Source organism: Bradyrhizobium sp. Mp19, assembly GCF_029952935.1.
In the GTDB taxonomy this organism is placed as follows: domain Bacteria; phylum Pseudomonadota; class Alphaproteobacteria; order Rhizobiales; family Xanthobacteraceae; genus Bradyrhizobium; species Bradyrhizobium elkanii.
Map to the genome: position 1 here is coordinate 118,338 of NZ_JASAUT010000019.1, position 19,175 is coordinate 137,512.

At 65.1% G+C, this 19,175-nt stretch carries 20 protein-coding genes; 4 read left to right on the forward strand and 16 right to left on the reverse strand.

Annotated elements, in window-relative coordinates; genetic code table 11:
• Positions 1 to 14: 14 nt before the first annotated feature.
• The 7 genes from QJT82_RS21575 to QJT82_RS21605 all read right to left on the reverse strand — a co-directional run bounded on the left by QJT82_RS21575 (position 15) and on the right by QJT82_RS21605 (position 6,799).
• Complete coding sequence (locus tag QJT82_RS21575) at positions 15 to 1,034, reverse strand: hypothetical protein (RefSeq protein ID WP_028341364.1); 1,020 nt, start codon at positions 1,032 to 1,034, stop codon at positions 15 to 17.
• Complete coding sequence (locus QJT82_RS21580) at positions 1,034 to 2,089, reverse strand: GTP-binding protein (protein ID WP_028341365.1); 1,056 nt, start codon at positions 2,087 to 2,089, stop codon at positions 1,034 to 1,036. Before QJT82_RS21580 ends, QJT82_RS21575 begins: the two co-directional genes overlap by 1 nt.
• 56 nt (positions 2,090 to 2,145) lie before the next feature.
• Positions 2,146 to 3,018 carry a metal ABC transporter substrate-binding protein gene (locus tag QJT82_RS21585; RefSeq protein ID WP_028341366.1) on the reverse strand — a complete coding sequence of 291 codons (873 nt, stop codon included), beginning with the start codon at positions 3,016 to 3,018 and terminating at the stop codon, positions 2,146 to 2,148.
• A gap of 5 nt (positions 3,019 to 3,023) precedes the next feature.
• Positions 3,024 to 3,893, reverse strand: coding sequence for a metal ABC transporter permease (locus QJT82_RS21590; RefSeq protein WP_028341367.1), 870 nt, complete (start codon positions 3,891 to 3,893; stop codon positions 3,024 to 3,026).
• A 5-nt stretch (positions 3,894 to 3,898) separates the two neighbouring features.
• Entirely contained in the window at positions 3,899 to 4,654 is a 756-nt protein-coding gene (locus QJT82_RS21595; RefSeq protein WP_028341368.1) for an ABC transporter ATP-binding protein, read from the reverse strand.
• A gap of 5 nt (positions 4,655 to 4,659) precedes the next feature.
• Complete coding sequence (locus tag QJT82_RS21600) at positions 4,660 to 4,851, reverse strand: hypothetical protein (protein WP_028341369.1); 192 nt, start codon at positions 4,849 to 4,851, stop codon at positions 4,660 to 4,662.
• A 1,030-nt stretch (positions 4,852 to 5,881) separates the two neighbouring features.
• The gene (locus QJT82_RS21605; RefSeq protein ID WP_028341370.1) at positions 5,882 to 6,799 is read right to left on the reverse strand and encodes a LysR family transcriptional regulator; all 918 of its coding nucleotides are present in this window, start codon (positions 6,797 to 6,799) and stop codon (positions 5,882 to 5,884) included.
• Positions 6,800 to 7,155: 356 nt separating this feature from the next.
• Between QJT82_RS21605 and QJT82_RS21610 the strand changes: the two genes are divergently transcribed.
• Both QJT82_RS21610 and QJT82_RS21615 read left to right on the forward strand, forming a co-directional pair.
• A complete protein-coding gene (locus tag QJT82_RS21610; RefSeq protein WP_028341371.1) occupies positions 7,156 to 8,469 on the forward strand; it encodes an MFS transporter in 1,314 nt (437 codons plus the stop codon).
• 16 nt (positions 8,470 to 8,485) lie between these two features.
• Positions 8,486 to 9,559, forward strand: a complete 1,074-nt coding sequence (locus tag QJT82_RS21615; RefSeq protein ID WP_028341372.1) for a tartrate dehydrogenase — start codon at positions 8,486 to 8,488, stop codon at positions 9,557 to 9,559.
• A gap of 259 nt (positions 9,560 to 9,818) precedes the next feature.
• Here QJT82_RS21615 and QJT82_RS21620 read toward each other — a convergent pair whose 3' ends face one another.
• The 9 genes from QJT82_RS21620 to QJT82_RS21660 all read right to left on the reverse strand — a co-directional run bounded on the left by QJT82_RS21620 (position 9,819) and on the right by QJT82_RS21660 (position 15,694).
• Positions 9,819 to 10,583 (reverse strand): serine acetyltransferase, encoded by a 765-nt coding sequence (locus QJT82_RS21620; protein ID WP_028341373.1) that lies wholly within the window; start codon positions 10,581 to 10,583, stop codon positions 9,819 to 9,821.
• A gap of 155 nt (positions 10,584 to 10,738) precedes the next feature.
• Entirely contained in the window at positions 10,739 to 11,230 is a 492-nt protein-coding gene (locus QJT82_RS21625; RefSeq protein WP_028341374.1) for a DUF2852 domain-containing protein, read from the reverse strand.
• A gap of 130 nt (positions 11,231 to 11,360) precedes the next feature.
• Positions 11,361 to 12,062: a TetR/AcrR family transcriptional regulator gene (locus tag QJT82_RS21630; RefSeq protein ID WP_028341375.1), complete on the reverse strand. Its 702-nt coding sequence runs from the start codon at positions 12,060 to 12,062 to the stop codon at positions 11,361 to 11,363.
• A 121-nt stretch (positions 12,063 to 12,183) separates the two neighbouring features.
• Positions 12,184 to 12,714, reverse strand: a complete 531-nt coding sequence (locus QJT82_RS21635; RefSeq protein WP_028341376.1) for a dihydrofolate reductase family protein — start codon at positions 12,712 to 12,714, stop codon at positions 12,184 to 12,186.
• A gap of 210 nt (positions 12,715 to 12,924) precedes the next feature.
• Positions 12,925 to 13,290, reverse strand: coding sequence for a YciI family protein (locus QJT82_RS21640; RefSeq protein WP_028341377.1), 366 nt, complete (start codon positions 13,288 to 13,290; stop codon positions 12,925 to 12,927).
• Between the two features lie 103 nt (positions 13,291 to 13,393).
• On the reverse strand, positions 13,394 to 13,819 hold the full coding sequence (locus QJT82_RS21645) for a YciI family protein (RefSeq protein WP_028332843.1): 426 nt from the start codon (positions 13,817 to 13,819) through the stop codon (positions 13,394 to 13,396).
• A gap of 155 nt (positions 13,820 to 13,974) precedes the next feature.
• Positions 13,975 to 14,391, reverse strand: a complete 417-nt coding sequence (locus QJT82_RS21650) for a YciI family protein (RefSeq protein ID WP_028341378.1) — start codon at positions 14,389 to 14,391, stop codon at positions 13,975 to 13,977.
• Between the two features lie 134 nt (positions 14,392 to 14,525).
• Positions 14,526 to 14,897 carry a nuclear transport factor 2 family protein gene (locus QJT82_RS21655; protein ID WP_028341379.1) on the reverse strand — a complete coding sequence of 124 codons (372 nt, stop codon included), beginning with the start codon at positions 14,895 to 14,897 and terminating at the stop codon, positions 14,526 to 14,528.
• Between the two features lie 143 nt (positions 14,898 to 15,040).
• Positions 15,041 to 15,694, reverse strand: coding sequence for a glutathione S-transferase family protein (locus QJT82_RS21660; RefSeq protein ID WP_028341380.1), 654 nt, complete (start codon positions 15,692 to 15,694; stop codon positions 15,041 to 15,043).
• A gap of 491 nt (positions 15,695 to 16,185) precedes the next feature.
• On the opposite strand from QJT82_RS21660, the gene QJT82_RS21665 reads away from it, so the two are divergent.
• Positions 16,186 to 17,820, forward strand: a complete 1,635-nt coding sequence (locus QJT82_RS21665) for a PAS domain-containing methyl-accepting chemotaxis protein (RefSeq protein WP_028341381.1) — start codon at positions 16,186 to 16,188, stop codon at positions 17,818 to 17,820.
• A 282-nt stretch (positions 17,821 to 18,102) separates the two neighbouring features.
• Positions 18,103 to 18,891, forward strand: a complete 789-nt coding sequence (locus QJT82_RS21670) for an SDR family oxidoreductase (protein WP_028341382.1) — start codon at positions 18,103 to 18,105, stop codon at positions 18,889 to 18,891.
• Positions 18,892 to 19,175 lie beyond the last annotated feature (284 nt).

A 19,175-nucleotide genomic window follows, 5' to 3' on the forward strand; every position in this document is an offset into this window, starting at 1 on the left:
TCTGCCGCGATCTCTTACATTTCCACGATGCCCGCGTCACCATCTTCCGTGCCGAAGGCGAGCAGCGTGCCCTTGGCATTCCATCCGAGCGCCGACACCGCCGTGCCGGCGTTCCGGCGCACCAGGATCTCGGCGCCGTCCTCTAGGCGGACCATCAGCACGGTGCCGTCGGCATAGCCGACCGCCATGATGTCGTTCTTCGGATGGCAGGCGACCACCGCGACCCGCGCCGGCATCGGCGCCAGCATCGCCGGCTCCTTGCCCATCGGCCCGTCCTTGCTGGTGAACGGCCAGACGATCACGGTATCGGCGCCCGAGGTCGCGAGCCCCTTGCCGCCGACGCTCCATGACATCGAGCGGACGCGGCCGGGATAGCCGCTCATCCGCATATGCCGGTTGTCGGCGAGCCGCCAGCCATGCATCGCGGGCTCGTGCATCGCGGTGACGAGGAATTTGTTGTCCGGGCTGAACATGACGGCGAGATGCGAGCCGGCCCATTCCAGAAATTCCGGATTGGCCGCCATGTTGGGAAACCACAAGGTCACGCCGTTGTAATGCGCGATCGCGAGCCTCAGGCCCTTCGGCGCAAAAGCAAGCCCGCCGACGGTCGACGGCACCTCGAAGGTTTTCTCTTCGCCCTTGGGATTGCGCACGAAGGCGGTCTTGCCCGCCGACCACGCCACGGTGCCGTCGCTGTGCAGCGCGACATTGTCGATCCAACGCCGCTTGGCGTCGGTCGCAATGACAGAGGTCTCACCCTTGGCGTCGATCGCGATCAGCTTGCCGTCGTCACCGCCGGTGACGAGCCGCTTGCCGTCGGAGGCGGCGCACAGGATGGCGCCGAAATGCGTCTGCGTCCGTGTGATCTCGCCGTCGGCGGTCGCGATCGCAACACCCTCCTCGGCACCGACGAAGAACGCGCGGTCGCCGAGGAAATGCACCGAGCTCACCGCTGCGCCGAGCGGCAGCGGCTTGACGCGGTCGGTGATCGAAACGATGGAAGAAGGGGCCTCGCCCGGATCGAACTCTTTCATCACGTGGTGATGCACTGCTCGAAGCCGTCGCGGATCGCCTGCTCGGGCAGTTCGCGACCGATGAACACGACGCGGCTCTCGCGCTTCTCGCCGTCCTTCCATTTCCGCTGATGGTCGCCCTCCAGCATCATGTGGACGCCCTGGAACACGTAGCGGTCGTCATCGCCGGTGAAGGCGAGGATGCCCTTCGAGCGCAGGATCTTCTGGCCCTCGGTGGCGACGAGCTGCTGCAGCCAGGGCATGAACTTGGTCGGGTCGAGCGGCTTCTCCGAGCGCAGCGACAGCGACTGCATGTCCTCGTCGTGATAATGCTTCAACCCGCCATGGCCATGGTCGTGATCGTGGTGGTGATGATCATGGTCATGGGGGTGATGATCGTGATCATGGTCGTGATCGTCGCCGGCCTCGAGGAAATCGGGCTCGATCTCCAGGATGCGGTCGAGATCGAACGCGCCGCGCTCCAGCACATCGGTCAGCCCGACCTGGCAACGCTCGGTGCGGTGCAGCTTGGCATAGGGATTGATGCCGCGGATGCGGGCTTCGACCTCGGCGAGCTCGGGCTTGGAGACCAGGTCGGTCTTGTTCAGCACGATGACGTCGGCGAACGCGATCTGGTTCTTGGCTTCCGGCGCGTCCTTGAGGCGGTCGCTCAGCCATTTGGCATCGGCGACGGTCACGACCGCGTCGAGCCGGGCGTTCTTCTGCACGTCCTCGTCGACGAAGAAGGTCTGCGCGACCGGCGCCGGATCGGCAAGGCCGGTGGTCTCGACGATGATGGCGTCGAACTTGCCCTTGCGCTTCATCAGGCCGTCCATGATGCGGACGAGGTCGCCGCGCACGGTGCAGCACACGCAGCCATTGTTCATCTCGAACACTTCCTCATCGGCGCCGATGATGAGGTCGTTGTCGATGCCGATCTCGCCGAATTCATTGACGATGACGGCGTATTTCTTGCCGTGGTTTTCCGACAGGATGCGGTTCAACAGCGTGGTCTTGCCGGCGCCGAGATAGCCTGTCAGCACGGTCACAGGAATTTTTTGCGAAGCTTCAGCCATAACAACTCCGAAGGAACTTGAATCACGGCACTCAACCCGGCAAGGAGGCCCCTGCCCTACTCGGCGAGCGCGCTGGTCAGGGCCTTTATATTGTGCCTGACCATATCAATGTAAGTGGGTGCATCGCCCTTTTCGGCCGTCAAACCGTCCGAATACAGGGTACCGCCGACCCGGGCGCCGGTCTCGGCCGCGATCCGCTCGATCAGGCGGGGATCGCTGATATTTTCGAGAAAAACTGCCGGAATTTTCGCAAGCTTGATCTGGGCGATGATCGCGGCGATATCGCGCGCGCTGGGCTCGGAATCGGTGGACACGCTGAGCGGCGAGAAGAACGTGACCCCGTAGGCATCAGCGAAATAACCGAAGGCGCCGTGGGTCGAGATCACCTTGCGCCGCGCCTCCGGCACGCGCGCCACCGCTTCGTGCACCTCGCGGTCGAGCGCCTCCAGCTTGGCCAGATAGGCGTCGGCATTGGCCTTGAAGATGGCCGCCTGGTCGGGGGCCACGGTGATCAGCCCGTCGCGAATATTGACGACGTAGATCTTCGCATTGGCCACGGATTGCCAGGCATGCGGGTCGTCATGGCCGCCCATTTTCCGTGGCATGATCCCCTTGGTCGCCACCGCGACCAACGCCTTGCTGCCCGAAGCCTGCAGCAGCCGCGGCATCCAGCCTTCGAAGCCGAGGCCGTTGATGACCACGAGCTTGGCGTCGGCGACCTTCTTGGCGTCTGCCGGCGTCGGCGCGTAGACATGGGCATCGCCGTCGGGCCCGACCAGCGCCGTCACGTCGACATTATTACCGCCGACATTGCGCACCATGTCGGCGAGGATCGAGAAGCTCGCGACGACATTGATGCGCTCCGCGGCGCGCGCCGGTCCGCTCGCCAGCAGCAGCGCCAGACCAATCAAACCGAACAATCGCCGCATCGTACTCACGCCTCGAGATGGCGGCCGGGAAACAGCTGCCGCACCAGGCCGCTGACATTGCCGAACAGCAGCGACACAATATAGAGCCCCGCCGCGACCAGGATGATCGCGGGACCGGAAGGAATCCGGGTCTGGTACGACAGCACCAGCCCGGCATAACCCGACACAATCGCGCTCGCGACCGCGATGCAGATCATGGTGGTGATGTCGCGCGACCAGAACCGCGCGATGCCCGCGGGCAGGATCATCAGTCCGACGCCGAGCAGCGTGCCGAGCGCGTGGAAGCCGTTGACGAGGTTGACCACGACGAGCGCGAGGAAGGCGAGATGCGCCGGAGCGCCGGCCCGGCTCACGGTGCGCAAAAATACCGGATCGACGCATTCGATCACCAGCGGGCGATAGATCACCGCAAGCACCAGCAGCGTGAGGGTGGCGTTGAACGCGATCACCAGCAGCGTCTGGTCGTCCATCGCCAGGATGTTGCCGAACAGCACATGCAGCAGGTCGATATTGGTGCCCTTGATCGAAACAATCGTGACGCCGAGCGCGAGCGAGACCAGATAGAAGGTCGCGAGCGAGGCGTCCTCCTTCAATTCGGTGGTGCGGGCGACGAGGCCCGCGAGCAGCGCCACGGCAAAGCCGGCGATCAGGCCGCCGGTCGTCATCGCGAACAGATTGAGCCCGGACAGCAGGAAGCCGATCGCAGCCCCCGGCAGGATCGCATGCGCCATGGCGTCGCCGACCAGGCTCATCCGCCGCAGCATCAGGAACACGCCGATCGGCGCACCGCCGAGCGACAATGCGATCACCGCCGCCAGCGCGCGGCGCATGAACTCGAATTCGGTGAACGGGGTGACCAGCGCGTCGGACAGCATCGGCGTCAGGCGGCCCGCGAGCGTGGATCGGCGGCGCAGGCCGCGGCGCTGTCGTCGAACGCCTCGCACATCCGCATCGCGACCATCAGATTGTCGGCCGTCAGCGCCTCGGCGGTCGGTCCCCATTCCACCGGGCCGCGCGCCAGCAGCAGCGTCTCCGGGAAATTGTTGCGCACCATGTCGAGGTCGTGCAGCGCCGCCAGCACCGTGCGCCCCTCGCCGTTCCAGCGCTTCACCAGCGCCAACAAATCGGCTGATGTCTTGGCATCGATGGCGTTGAAGGGTTCGTCGAGCACAATCAGGCGGGCGTCCTGCAACAGCACGCGCGCGAACAGCATGCGCTGGGTCTGGCCGCCCGACAGCGTGCCGATCGGCCGGTTCTCGAAACCGTTGAGGCCGACCGCGGCGAGCGCCGCCAAAATCTTCTCGCGCGCGGCCTTGCCGATGCCGCCGAAGAAGCCGGTCGAACGCCATAGCCCGGTGCCGACGAAGTCGAACACCGAGATCGGGAAGCTGCGGTCGATGTCGGCAGACTGCGGCAGATAGGCGATGTCGCGGTGATCCAGCCCGTCGAGATCGATCACGCCGGACAGCGGCTTGAGCACGCCGGCGATGCCGCGCAGCAGGGTCGACTTGCCGGCGCCGTTCGGGCCGATCACGGCGAGCAGCGCACCCGCCTCGACGGCACCATTGAGATGATGCACCGCCGGGTGGCGGTCGTAGCCGAGCGTGACGTCGCGGAAGGTAACAAGAGCAGCCACGGGTCTCACCTCATCGCCAGCCAGACGACCGCCCACAGGCAAGCGCTGACCGCAAGCGCCGCGAGCAGCCGGGCCGGCACGGGCATGCGCAGGATCGACCAGTGCGCGGCCTGCGCCGGATGCGCGTGCGGGGCGTGGCTGTGCCCGTGGGGGGCGTGGCCGTGATTGTGGTGCTCGTGGGTGTGCGTATGCGCCATGGAACGACTGTTATATTATAACATAACGCGAGTCTACAAACGAGGAACTCATGGCCGGTCCGCAAAACCGGGGGAGATTTGAGCTGCGGCGGGGGCAAGTCGCTTGTCTACCAGCTTGTCTATGCGAGCTAGACCCAAAGCTGCCCATCCCATCATCCTGAGGTGCGAGCGGAGCGAGCCTCGAAGGGCGACGGCCCGGCCGGTGGCCGTGCATCCTTCGAGGCTCGCAAGAGCTCGCACCTCAGGATGACGGGATGTACTGGATCGCTTGGTCGAGCCGGGCGATGACAGCTTAGTGGTGACGTAGCTTCGCCATTCTCGCGACATGTTTTCGATTGGCGCGTGAGGAAAATACCGGCGGAAGACCTTCGGTGACGGAGAAACAGCCCCTATGCGACCAGCACATAGACCAGCATGGCAGCGGTGATCGCCATCCAGACGAGCGAGAGACGGAAATACAGCAGGTCCCGATTCATGGGCGCGAGCGTACACGCCCGCGCTGACACCAACCTTTCACCAGGTTAAGGCATCGCGGATTTGTTCACTAAGCACGCCAGCGGAGCGGATTGGTGGTTGGCACGCCGAAAGACACAGCCCCGGCCCTCAATATAGGAACATGGCAATCGCCATGAGGATGACCGGGCTTAGCCCCATCAGCACGACAAACACGCTGTAAAGTAGGTTGCCCATAACGCCGCCCTACGTTGGAAGGGGAAGCTATGCCGGGAGGAACTCGGCAAGCCAGTGCAGTTTGTGCCAGCGGTGTTCGAGCTTTAGGAATTACCGAGTTATCTCCGTGGCTTAGCTTAATACCCCCGTAACATTACGGGGGCGACGCAGCTCAGGCAGAGAAAAGGGCGACGAGCGCCACCACCGCCAAAGCGGTAGCGACGCACCCTGCGATCATGACCCAGTCTTGACGCTTCGCCATGCCGGGCACGCTCACCCTGGCCGGCGCAGGTTGTGTTGACCTAGGTCAACCGGCCAAAATCATTCATCGGCCGTCGAGGCATCACGCAACGAAGCGCCCTCACGCCTCGCGCGCGTAACTCTTCAACCGTGCCTGGAGCACCGCGATCACCTGGTCGCGGACCGGATCGCGGGAGCCTTTGAGCCAGGCGGCGGCGAGCGGCAGCCGGCCGGCGCTGCTGCCGCGCTTCAGGCGGAGCGGCACAAAGCGGACGCCGGGGATCGCCATCCGCGCGGTCCAGCGCGGCACGATGGCGACGCCGAGCCGCGCTGCGACCATGTTGACGATGGTCTGCTTCTCGTCGGCAATCTCCTGGATGCGCGGCGTCAGCCCGGCCTCGTCGAACAGTTTTGTCGTCAGATCGTGGCTGTGCGGCCGCGAGCGGCGCTCCGGCACGATCAAGGGCTGATCCGCGATGTCGGGCAGCACGATCTGCTTGCGCCGCGCCAGTGCGTGCTTGTGCGACAGCGCCACCACGGCGGTCTCCTGCAGCAGCGGGACAAACTCGATGCGCCGGTCGGGCCGCTCCGGCGGGCGCACGAACGCAAGGTCGAGCGCGCCCGACAAGAGCTTCGGCAGCAGGCGGATGGTCTTCTCCTCGAGCAGTTGCACCGCGACGTCCGGATAGGCGGCGCGAACGTCGCGCAGCAACGGCGGCAAGAGGCCGGCCGCGGCGCTGTCGATCGCGCCGATCCGGAAGCGCCGCGCCTGTGGCTTGCGCAGGCGGCGGCGAAAGCCGTTCTCGATCGCCTCGGCGCGGCCGAGCAGCGCGCGGCCCTCGCGCAGCAGCAAAGAGCCGTCCTCGGTCAACGACACCGCGCGCGTGGTGCGCGCGAACAGCCGTACCCCGAGATCCTCTTCCAAGAGCTTGATGTGGCGGCCCAGCGCCGACGGCATCATCTGCAGGCGCTGCGCCGCACGGCCGAAATGCAGTTCCTCGGCAGCCGCGACGAAGCAGCGAAGCTGGTGCAGTTCCAAGCTGGGTTCCTGTGCGTTCCGAGCCACGTTTCCGGCTGCGGCGATTATATCATTTTTTTGTATAAACCGGCGCGGCTTGAAGCGAAAGGGCGCGAGCTTCTAGGCTTTCCATTGGTGATGAATTCAGGTTGAGCTTCGGCCACGAAGAAACTGCGCCCCCTCTCCCGCTTGCGGGGGAGGGCTGGGGCAGGGGCTCTCTCCACGAATCGTAGCGCGGAGAGAGCCCCACCCGCATCGCATCAAAGATGCGATGCGACCTCCCCCGCAAGCGGGAGAGGTGGAACGGAGACTACAGGCGCCACCTCAACCCCACATTCATCACGACGAAAAAGAACACGAACCCGGGGAAGAAGCCCATGGAAAGCGAGCTTGGCACGCGTGTATTGCGCAAGATCTCACTGCGCATCGTGCCGTTCATCATGCTGCTGTACTTCGTGGCCTTCATCGACCGCGTCAATATCGGCTTCGCCTCGCTGACCATGAACAAGGACATCGGCCTGTCGCCGACCGTCTATGGTTTCGGCGCCGGTATCTTCTTCTGGGGCTACTTCCTGTTCGAGGTGCCCTCCAACATCATCCTGCACAAGATCGGCGCGCGGATCTGGATCGCGCGGGTGATGATCACCTGGGGCCTGGTCTCGGCGGCGATGGCGCTGGTGCAGGGCGCAACCAGCTTCTACGTGCTGCGCTTCCTGCTCGGCGCCGCCGAAGCCGGCTTCTTCCCCGGCATCATCCTCTATCTCTCCTACTGGTTCCCGGCGCGGCAGCGCGCCGCCGTCACCGCGCTGTTCATGGCGGCGGCACCGCTCTCGACCGTGCTCGGCTCGCCGCTCTCAGGTGCGCTGCTGGAGATGGACGGAATGCTCGGCTTCAAGGGCTGGCAATGGCTGTTCGTGCTGGAGGCGGTGCCCGCCGTGCTGCTCGGCTTCGTCGTGCTGGGCTTTCTGACCGACCGTCCGGAGCAGGCCAGATGGCTTGCCGACGACGAACGCGCCTGGCTGGTCAAGACCATGAAGGCGGAGAGCGACGGCAAGGCCTCAACCGCCAGCCACAGCATCTGGCGCGGCCTCGCCGACCCGCGCGTGCTGGCGCTGGCGCTGGTGTATTTCGGCACCTCGGCCGGGCTCTACACACTCGGGGTGTGGGCGCCGCAGATCATCAAGGCGTTCGGCCTGTCGTCGATCCAGGTCGGCTTCCTCAGTGCGGTACCGGCGACAGTTGCCGTGATCGCGATGGTGTTGTGGGCGCGGCATTCCGACCGTACCGGCGAGCGCACCTGGCACGTGGTGCTGGCCTGCCTGATGGCCGCGGCGGGACTTGCGCTTGCCGGGCTGTGGACCGGCCTTGCCGCCGTGATCGTTGCGCTGACGCTGGTCAATATCGGCATCTCCTCGTCGAAGCCGCCGCTATGGAGCATGCCGACCATGTTCCTGTCGGGCTCGGCCGCGGCGGCCGGGATTGCCACCATCAACTCGATCGGCAACCTCGGCGGCTTCGTCGGGCCTGCGATGATCGGCTGGATCAAGGAACGCACCGGCAGTTTCGACGGCGGTCTTTATTTCGTCGCCGGCCTCCTGGTGCTCTCGGCCGTGCTCACGCTGCTGCTGTCGCGGGCACAGAGCGCGCCGGCACAATCCGAACCGCAACCCAATCCCGTGCGAACCCGCTAACATCCGGAGACAACCCATGCGTACCCATTCCATCGCCGCCATCCCCGCCGACGGCATCGGCCCCGAAGTGATCTCCGCGGGCGTCCGCGTGCTGGAGGCGCTGGCGAAGCGCAGCGGCGACATCAGCTTCAATGTCAAAACCTTCGACTGGGGCTCGGACTATTACAAGAAGCACGGCGTGATGATGCCGGCCGACGGGCTCGCGGAGCTGAAGAACTTCGACGCGATCTATTTCGGCGCGGTCGGCGCGCCCGATGTGCCCGACCACATCACGCTGTGGGGCCTTCGTCTGCCGATCTGCCAGGGCTTTGACCAATACGCCAATGTGCGGCCGACAAAGATCCTGCCCGGCGTCGCCTCGCCGCTGCGCAATGTCGGCGTCGGCGATCTCGACTGGGTGATCGTGCGCGAGAATTCCGAAGGCGAATATGCCGGCATGGGCGGCCGCGCGCACAAGGGCCTGCCGGAGGAAGTCGGCACCGAAGTCGCTGTCTTCACCCGCGTCGGCGTGACGCGGATCATGCGCTATGCGTTCCAGCTGGCGCAGTCGCGGCCGCGCAAATTCCTCACCGTGGTGACCAAGTCGAACGCGCAGCGCCACGGCATGGTGATGTGGGACGAGATCGCCGCCGAGGTGGCGAAGGACTTCCCCGACGTCACCTGGGACAAGATGCTGGTCGACGCCATGACGGTGCGGATGACGCTCAATCCGAGGAGCCTCGACACCATCGTCGCGACCAACCTGCACGCCGATATTCTCTCCGACCTCGCCGGCGCGCTCGCCGGCAGCCTCGGCGTCGCGCCGACCGGCAACATCGACCCGCAGCGCCGTTACCCCTCGATGTTCGAGCCGATCCACGGCTCGGCCTTCGACATCACCGGCAAGGGTATCGCCAACCCGGTCGCGACCTTCTGGACCGGTGCGCAGATGCTGGAGCATCTCGGCGAGAAGGACGCCGCGGCGCGCCTGATGGCGGCGGTGGAGAAGGTGTGCGCCGCCGGCGTGCTGACGCCCGACGTCGGCGGCAAGGCGACGACCAAGGAAGTCACCGACGCGGTGATCGACGCGATCCATGGGTCGAATGTGTGAGGGGCGGTCGCTTCGCATCTTGCAGTGAGGCGAGCACGCTAGTAGGGCTCCCTCCCCCCTTGCGGGGGAGGGTTGGGGAGAGGGGTACCGCTTGCTCCGCACTCAGTTAGAGCGGCGACACCTGCTGCGCGCTGATGCAACAGCATCATCCACTCTGACACCACGCCCGGGGCCACCCCTCTCCCCACCCTCTCCCGCAAGGGGAGAGGGAGCCTGAGAGTGTGCTCACCTCACTAAGCGCCGGCCGAGAGTGCTCACCTCACGAAAACGTCCCCGCCTCCGCGCAATTCGTTAGCCGCGCCGGCACGCCGACGGCGGTGCAGCCGGCGGGCACATCCGTCGTGACAAGCGCGCCGGCGCCGATCCTGGCGAAATCGCCGATCGAGAGATTTCCGATCACCGTGGCGCCGGCGCTGAGCAGCACGCCGCGGCCGATCTTCGGCGCGCGGCGCGGATCATCCTGATGCCGCGCGATGGTGACGTTCTGCAAAATCGTGACCTCGTCGCCGACCGAGGCCAGCGCGCCGATGATGATGCCGGTGCCGTGATCGAGGAACACAGCGGTTCCGATCCGGGCCGACGGGTGAATGCTGATCTGCAACTGGTCCGCCGTCGCGCTTTGCATCATGAGCGCAAGGTCGGGGCGGTCCTCGCGCCACAGCCAGTTCGATACCCGCCACGCTTGCAGCGCGACGAAGCCCTTGAAGTTGAGCAGCGGCGGCAGGAAGCCCGTGATCGCCGGATCACGGCGCACGATGGCTGTGAGATCGGTGGCCGCGGCATCGACCAGCGCGGGCTCGGCCGCATAGGCTTCGCGGGCCGCGCGCATAAACTGCGCACGATCCTCTTCCGCGCGGCCGATATGCCGGCCGATCAGAAAGGCGAGAGCGCCGCCAAGGTCACCCTGATCGAGGATGAAGGCGGCCGACGCCTCGAGGAAGGGATCAGCCGCGATCGCGGCTGCCGCTTCGCGCCGGATCGCAAGCCAGAGATCGCCAGCCGTCACAGTCACCGATCCCGCCATGGTCTTCACCTCATCGTCCGGATTCCCAAACGATAGAGTGGGCGTCACCGCCCCAAAATGCAAACCGCCCGCTTGCTCATCGCAAACGGGCGGCTCAGGGCCATCAGGTTCTATGGGGGCACATCGCCTGAGGGCTCAGTGCTTGCCTCGCACGATCAGCCCTGCGGCGGCTGGTCACTCGGCGGGGTCGGACGGGTCTTGTGCTGCGCCATGAAGGCGTCGAACTCTTCCTTGTCCTTGGCGTGACGCAGGCGATCGAGGAAGTTCTTGAACTCGACCTGCTCCTCCTCGAGACGGCGCAGCGTATCCTGGCGGTACTCGTCGAAGGCGCGGTTGCCGCTGGAGGGCGGACCGAAGCCGCCGAACGGGAAGCCGCGGCGCTCCATGCGGCTCTTCATCCGCTCCATCTTGTCCTGCATCCGCTCCATCTTGTTCTGCCAGCGATCCATGTCGTTGTGACTCCAACAGGCCATCTTTCTGCTCCCGAGTGTGAAAAAGAGAAGGGCGAGGCCGATCGGCCACCAGATCATGAAGCCGAGGATGATCCCGGCGATCTTCAGGGGATGCCACGGCGTCGCGTAGAAGTAGGGACGGTAGGGCTCTTCGACGGGGCCGCGCCAGCGATTGACATCAGCGGTGTAGGCCATTTCCTTCTCCATCACGGCATCACGCCGTTGTGAATGTAAATAACATTTACATAGGTAGCCGATCCCTTGGGAAAGTCAAGCAGCGCGGATGACGCACCCTTCGGATTATTTTTGGCTCTGCCGTTGAACCTTATTTCGGCTTGCCCCACGGACCGGCCGGCTTTTCGTCGGCTGCCGCGGTTCCAGGCCTGCGGTCGGTCGGGAAGCCCAGCCCGCGCAGATAGATCAACACTTCGGCCTCGAGCAGCTCCTCCGGCGACATCGGCAGCTTGCGCCGCGCGGCATCGCCGCGGCCGAACAGCGAGGCGACACCGTGCGACATCGCCCAGATGTGCAGCGCCATCATCATCGCCGGCGGACGCGGCATGCCGGGCGGCGCCAGTGCCGCGAGCCGTTCGGCGGCGGCGCGGATGATCGCAAAGGCGCGCTCGCTCGCGGCCATCAGGGTCGGATTGGAATCGACCGGCAGGCCGGATTCGAACATCGCCGAATAGAACGCGGGCTCCTCGCGGGCGAAGGCGAGATAGGCCTTGCCGACGCGCTCGAACGCCGTGACGGTGTCGGGGCGGCCGTCGTCCCAGGCCTGCGTCAGCAGCGATTCGAACTGCTCGAAGCCGCGCTGCGCGATGCTGGCGATCAGTTCGTCACGGTCGCGGAAGTGGCGGTACGGCGCGGCGGGGCTGACGCCGGCCATCCGCGCGGCATCGGCGAAGGTGAAGCCGGCCGGCCCCTTCTTCGAGATCAGGTCGAGGGCGGCCTGCAGCAACGCCTCTTTGAGATTGCCGTGATGATAGCCGCGCTCGGCGCGGCCTTGGTCCTTGCGCCAGCTCATGTGAACGGCTTTTACATGAGCCGGCGGTAAAGGTCACTAGCGGGGCGGCGGCGCGTCAATCAAGATTAACGGACCAGTCAATCGGGGGCTTCCGCGCCCCGCCGTCAGGCGGGTTGCATGACTAGGCGGGGACGTAGGTCAACCTGATCGTGTTCTCGCCTATCCGCTCGCTTGCCACCAGGCGGAGCGGCGCGCGGGGCCCGACGAAGAATGGCTTGCCGTGCCCGAGTATGATGGGCCGGAGGTACAGTCGATACTCGTCAATCAGGCCAAGCTCGGTCAGACTCCCCGCCAGGTCCGGCCCGGCGACTTCGATCTCCCCGTCGAGCCGGGCCTTCAGCCCGCGCACCGCCGCCTCAAGGTCCCCCTCGACCAGTGTCGCGTTGGGTCCGACGGATTTGAGCGAGCGCGACACGACCCACTTTGGCCGTCTCCGCCACACTGCCGCATAGTCGCGCTCCTCCGCATCCCAATCAGGAAGGTCGTCGTCCCAATACCGCATCACCTCGTACATGCGACGGCCATACAACATGCCGGCCACGCCGCGCACCTGCTCGATGAAATGACGAAAGAGCCCGGTGTCCGGCACCATCGCCTGATGATCGACATAGCCGTCGAGCGACTGGTTCAGTCCGAAGACGAGCTTCGCCATGGCGCAAGACCTCCACTCCAGGGCTTTCAGATTTGCTCGGGCCGGCGTGACCCGACTCGCCAATGGCGAGCGGAGGCCCTCTCCGCGAGTTACACAGTGGAGAGGGCCTCCATCCGCCGCGATGCGCGCGACGACCTAAGAGCGAGCTTCGCTCGTCTCGACCCCCGCGCGCGGGAGAGGTTCAGGGAGCCCATGGCCAGAAACGATTGCCTATCGCCCCGGGATCGGCAGCACCGGCATGATCTCCACGGCTTCGCCCGGGAAGATCGAAAAATGCGGATGGTTCTCGAACAGCTTTGCCGCCGCTTCATGCGAGGGCGCGCGCACCACCGTGAAGCCGGTCATCAGATTGGCGATGTCGGTGACGCCGCCCTGCCCGACCTTCTTGGTCTTGCCGAGCGGTCCGCCCATCTCGACGATCACGTCATGGTGCTTCTCGACCCAGGCGCCCCAGGCCGCCATGCCCTGCTGCTCCTTGGCGCGCCGTTCGGCCTCGGGCAGCGCGTTCCAGGCGGCCATGCGCGAGCCGGTGCTGCCGCCACCGAGATAGACGGCGAGGAAGGTGTTGGTGCTCATCTTGCGTCTCCATTGTGGTCGTTGCTGGTTTGACGATCGTTTGCTGGCGCGATGACGCCGTGCGGCGGCATCGCTACGTGTTGCAAGGCCGGATCATGCGGTGTCAGCGCAGCGCCTTGCCCCAGCCGCCCTGCGGATGCTCGAAGGTCGCGGCGGCCTGCTGCACCTCCTCGGAGAAATCGGCCATCTCCTGCACCTGGCGGATCTCGATCATCTCGTTCGCGGTGGCCGGGCATTTCCTGGCCCATTCGATTGCCTCGGCGCGCGAGGCGACCTCGATCATCCAGAAGCCGCCGATCACTTCCTTGGCCTCGGTGAACGGGCCGTCGATCACGACCGGCACGCCGGTGTCGAACTTGACGCGCGCGCCGGCAGCCGGCGGATGCAGGCCTTCCAGCGTGATCAGCACGCCGGCGTCCTTCAGCGCCTGATTGTACCGCATCATCGCGGCGACCCGTTCGGGGTCGAGCTCGAGCTTGGCCGGCGCGGACTCGTAGCCGAGCGGGATCATCAGCATCATGAAACGCATTGGTCGGATTTCCTTGCCTGTTGAATCACTCGCAATCTTCACCCTCGTCATGCCGGGAAGCCCCACGCGGCGCCGGCCCGGAATCCGCGACTTGCGACGGAGATCATGTATTCGGAGCGCATCGCCGGCGCGATATCGCGGAATGACGTCGGGTGTCATTTCCTGCCCACCTGCGCGCGCAGGCGCTCTCCCCGCTCGCGCAGTTCGGGCGTCAGCGCCTCGCCGAAATCCTCCGCGGCAAACACCTGGCGGATTTCGATCTCGGAGCCGACGTCGAACGGCGCGCGCTTCATCCAGTCGATCGCTTCATCGAGCGACTTGGTCTCGATCAGCCAGAAGCCGCAGACGAGATCGCCGGTCAGGCTGAACGGTCCGTGGCTCACGGTGCTCTGCCCGCCGGCATATTTGACCCGCGCGCCCTTGTTGGTCGGGTGCAGGCCCTCGCCGGCCTGCATGACGCCGGCCTTGACCATCTCCTCGTTGAACTTGCCCATCGCGGCGAGCAGTTCGGTGCTCGGCATCACGCCGGCCTCGGTATCCCTGCTCGCCTTCACGATCACCATGAACTTCATCGTCCTGCTCCGTTGTCTTGTTCAGCTGCTTTGCCGGTATCTCCGGTGCTCGTCTCAAGGACGACGCGGGGCTTGCCACGCCGACAGGGTTTGCGAAATTATTTCGGAGGTCATTGCATCGCGCGCCACAGCCCTCAGCGTTCTTGCCTGACGAGTTCGCCGTCCTGATGCGACGGGCCGAAATAGACGTCGATGCGCGACACCTTGTCGCCGTCGAACACGAAGAACTCGGTGTTGCGAAAGCTCTTGCCGTCACGCGCGACGCAGCGATAGGTGACGAAGGCCTCGACGCCGTCGACCATGATGCGCTCGATCTCGTGGCGGCCGATCCAGCCGGAGTCGCGCCAGCACTCGGCGAAATAGGCCGGCTTGTCGATGTTCTCGCCATAGGGCGTCGAGAAGCGGAAGTCCTCCGCGAACACCGCCTCGACACTCGCGCGGTCATTGGCGAGGTAGGCGGCGAAAAGGGAGCGGATGATCTCCGCCCTGTTGCCAGCTGCAGCCATGTCGTCTCCCACACGTATTGCCCGGGCCTCCGGAGCGGCCAGCGCTCCGGAAACCCGGGCCTCAGAGAGATGACGAACGAGACGCCGCGAAAGCGACATCACGCCACAATTATTTTTGGAGCCGGATCGGAGGCCGGCTTGCTTCAGGTTTCCTGCGGGAACATGCCGAAATAGGGCTCGGCCTCCTTCAGGACGCGCGCGAAGGACGGCCGCCCCATCAGCCGCTCGAGATAGGCCGCCAGATGCCGATGGCCGTCTCCGAACGGCTCGACCTTGTTGCCGTAGAACATCGTCGGCGCGGCCGCGCAATCGGCCAACGAGAAATGCTCGCCCATCATCCAGCCGCCCTGCGCGCATTGCTGATCGAGGATCGCATAGGAGGTGCGGAGCTGCGCCCGCGCCTCGGCGACGCCGTGGGGGTCCTTGCGATCGGCAGGCCGCAGGCGGTCGCCGACGACCTTCTGCATCGGCAGATGGACATAGAGATCGAGAAAGCGGTCGCGCAGCCGGGTCTGCAATGCGAGGTCCGGATCCTCGGGGATCAGCCTGACGGCACCGGGATAATGCCGGTCGAGATATTCGATGACGATGCTCGATTCCGGCACCGTCTCGCCCCGCGTCTCGTCGCGGAGCACGGGAAAGCGGCCGATCGGCGATAGCGCGAGCAGCGCCGCGCGCTCGGCGGGATCGCCGAGATTGACCTTGTTCGGCTTGAACGGCGTGCCGTTCTCGTAGAGCGCAATCAGCGCCTTCCAGCAGAACGAGGACAGCGGGTGGTAATGCAGGGTGAGCGACATCGGAACTCCATCATGGAACCAGTGCCCGGAGGACGAATCGGAGTCCGCCCGGCCGACATCTCGTGCCACGATTATTTTGCGATCGCGGTGAGCAGATACTCGAACCTCGACGCGCCATCATCGAGGACGCGAATCAGAGAGCGAGATCGATCGGCGAAGCGGCCGGTAATATCAAACTTCGTAATAGGCCTATCAGCGCTGCTGAAGCGAACGCGTTGCGATCATCCGCATCAGACGAAGGTCGTCATCGATTTTCGCCCGTAAGATTACGGTGAACATCGCATGCAGGCTACGGATGATAACGTGCATACTGAAAAAATACGCCGCAAGTTGAAAGAGATGCGCGGGTGCATCGGCGCATTATGCAGATCGTGCCAGGCGCGCGTGAGCAACAGGCTTTACCGATGCTAAACGGCTCGCTGCAACCTTTCCGTGAGTTGCCGCGATCCGCTTTTCCCCATCCCTTTCATTTGGACCTTCACGGAGCCCTGATGTTCAGTTTCAGCAACAAGGCCAAGATCGAGAATGCGCTGGCGCAGACTGCCGCGATCGGCAAGTCGCAGGCGGTGATCGAGTTCAAGCTCGACGGCACCATCGTCGACGCCAACGAGAACTTCCTGAATGCGATGGGCTACACGCTCGACGAGATCAAGGGCAAGCACCACAGCATGTTCGTCGATCCGGCCATTCGCGACAGCCAGGACTATCGCGCGTTCTGGGCCAACCTGAACCGCGGCGAGTTTCAGGCCGCGCAATACAGGCGCATCGGCAAGGGCAGCCGCGAGATCTGGATCCAGGCCTCCTACAACCCGATCCTGGACAAAAGTGGCAAGCCGGTCGGCGTGATCAAGTTCGCCACCGACATCACGGCGCAGAAGATTCACAGCATGGAGGAGGCCGGCAAGATCGCCGCGATCGGCCGGGCGCAGGCGGTGATCGAGTTCAACATGGACGGCACCATCGTCAATGCCAACGAGAATTTTCTAAGCGCGCTCGGCTACTCGCTCGCCGAGATCCAGGGCAAGCACCACAGCATGTTCGTGCCGCCGGCCGACCGCGACAGCGCGGCCTATCGCGACTTCTGGGCACGGCTGAACCGGGGCACGTTCGAGGCCGGCGAATTCAAGCGGCTCGGCAAGGGCGGCAAGGAAATCTGGATCCTCGCCACCTACAACCCGATCCTCGACGACCGCGGCAAGCCGTTCAAGGTCGTCAAGTTCGCCACCGACGTCACGCAGCAGAAGGTGAAAACCGCCGACAATGACGGCCAGATCGATGCGATCGGCAAGTCGCAGGCGGTGATCGAGTTCAACATGGACGGCACGATCCGCACCGCGAACCCGAACTTCCTCGCCGCGATGGGCTATTCGCTTGCCGATATCCAGGGCAAGCATCACAGCATGTTTGTCGAGCCCACTGAGGCGAGCGCGGCCGGCTACCGCGAGTTCTGGGGGGCGCTGAACCGCGGCGAATTCCAGGCCGCCGAATACAAGCGCATCGCCAAGGGCGGCCGCGAGATCTGGATCCAAGCCTCCTACAACCCGATCCTCGATCTCAACGGCAAGCCCTACAAGGTGGTGAAGTATGCTACCGACAGCGCGCGCGGCCTGATCGAGGCGGTCGCCGCCGGTAGCGAGGAGATGAGCGCCTCGATCCGCGAGATCTCGGAAACCATGACCAAGTCGAAGCAGAACGCCGCGGTCGCCACCGGCCGGGTCGAGGCTGCGGACGGACAGGCGCAGAAGCTCAATGCCGCAGCTCAGGCGATGAGCGGCATCGTCGAGATGATCTCGAGCATCACCGGGCAAATCAACCTGCTGGCGCTCAACGCCACGATCGAGTCGGCGCGCGCCGGCGAAGCCGGCCGCGGCTTCGCGGTGGTTGCCTCCGAGGTGAAGAGCCTCGCCAATCAGGCCAAGCAGGCGACCGACACGATCTCCTCTGAAATCGACGCGCTGAACTCGATCGCCGCCGAAGTCGTGAGCTCGCTGTCCGAGATCAAGGCGGCGATCGCCGGCGTTAACGAATACATCACCTCCACCGCCGCCGCGGTCGAGGAGCAGAGCATCGTCACGCAGGACATGTCCACCAACATGCAGCGCGCCTCTGCCGAACTCGCAGCGTAAGCCACGGTGCGATCCTCGAAGGATGGGCGGCCCGGGCTGGGGGCCGTGCATCCTTCGAGACGCGCCTTCTTCCCATGCTGAAAGAGTATAGAACGGCCGTCGCACCCATGTCATTGCGAGCGAAGCGAAGCAATCCACCTCGCCACACGGGAAGAATGGATTGCTTCGTCGCTATCGCTCCTCGCAATGACGGCCGAGCCAGTTGAGCGCCTCTCAGGTTGACATCACCAGGTAAAGGTCGCAGACGGTCGGGACTTCCTGCCCGAACCGATGGACCATCCGATGAATTCCGCTTCCCCCAAAGTCGCACTCGTGACCGGCGCCGCGCGTGGCATCGGGCTTGCCGCGGCGAAACGCTTTCTCGCCGACGGCTGGCGCGTCGCACTGCTCGACATCGAGGGCGAATTGCTGCGCGCGGCGGTCGCGGCGCTGAAGCAGCCCGACGACACGCTGGCGCTCACCTGCGACGTATCAGATGCCGCTGGCGTGGCAGCCGCGATCTCTGCGATCACGGACCGGTTCGGCCGGCTCGACGCGCTGGTCAACAATGCCGGCATTGCCGTGTTCACGCCGGTGCTGGAGACCTCGGACGCCGACTGGAGCCGGATCATGGCGGTCAACCTCACCGGCCCGTTCCTGTGCACCAAAGCGGCCGCGCCGTTAATGCGGGAGCATGGCGGCGGTGCAATCGTCAACATCACCTCGATCTCGGCGGTGCGCGCCTCGACGCTGCGCTCGGCCTACGGCACCAGCAAGGCCGGCCTCGCGCATCTCACCAAGCAGCTCGCGGTCGAGCTCGCCTCGCTCGGCATCCGCGTCAACGGCGTCGCGCCCGGGCCGGTCGAGACCGCGATGGCCAAGGCCGTCCACACACCGGAGATCCGCGCCGACTATCACGACGCCATCCCGCTCAACCGCTATGGGCTGGAGGAGGAGCTGGCGGAAGCGATCTTCTTCCTGTGCTCGGATCGCGCCAGCTACATCACCGGACAGATCCTCGCCGTCGACGGCGGCTTCGACGCCGCCGGCATCGGCCTGCCGACCCTGCGCGGCGCGCGACGGAACGGCTGAGGACACGCAAGTCCTCCCGTCATTGCGAGCGAAGCGAAGCAATCCATCGCCCCTCGCAATGACAGAACCGACGCTACGCGCTCAATCTATCACCGTCACCCCCGCGCAACGGCTTCGCCGTTGTCGCTGGAGGTGGCCGCTTCTTCAGCAGCCCTCGAAGGGTCGACGGCCCGGCTGGTGGCCGATTCATCCTTCGAGGCTCGCTTCGCTCGCACCTCAGAGCTTGTGACCCTATGAGTTGCGAGCGCGGCATTTGCCCTGGTAAGGCGATGGCGCGATCGGAA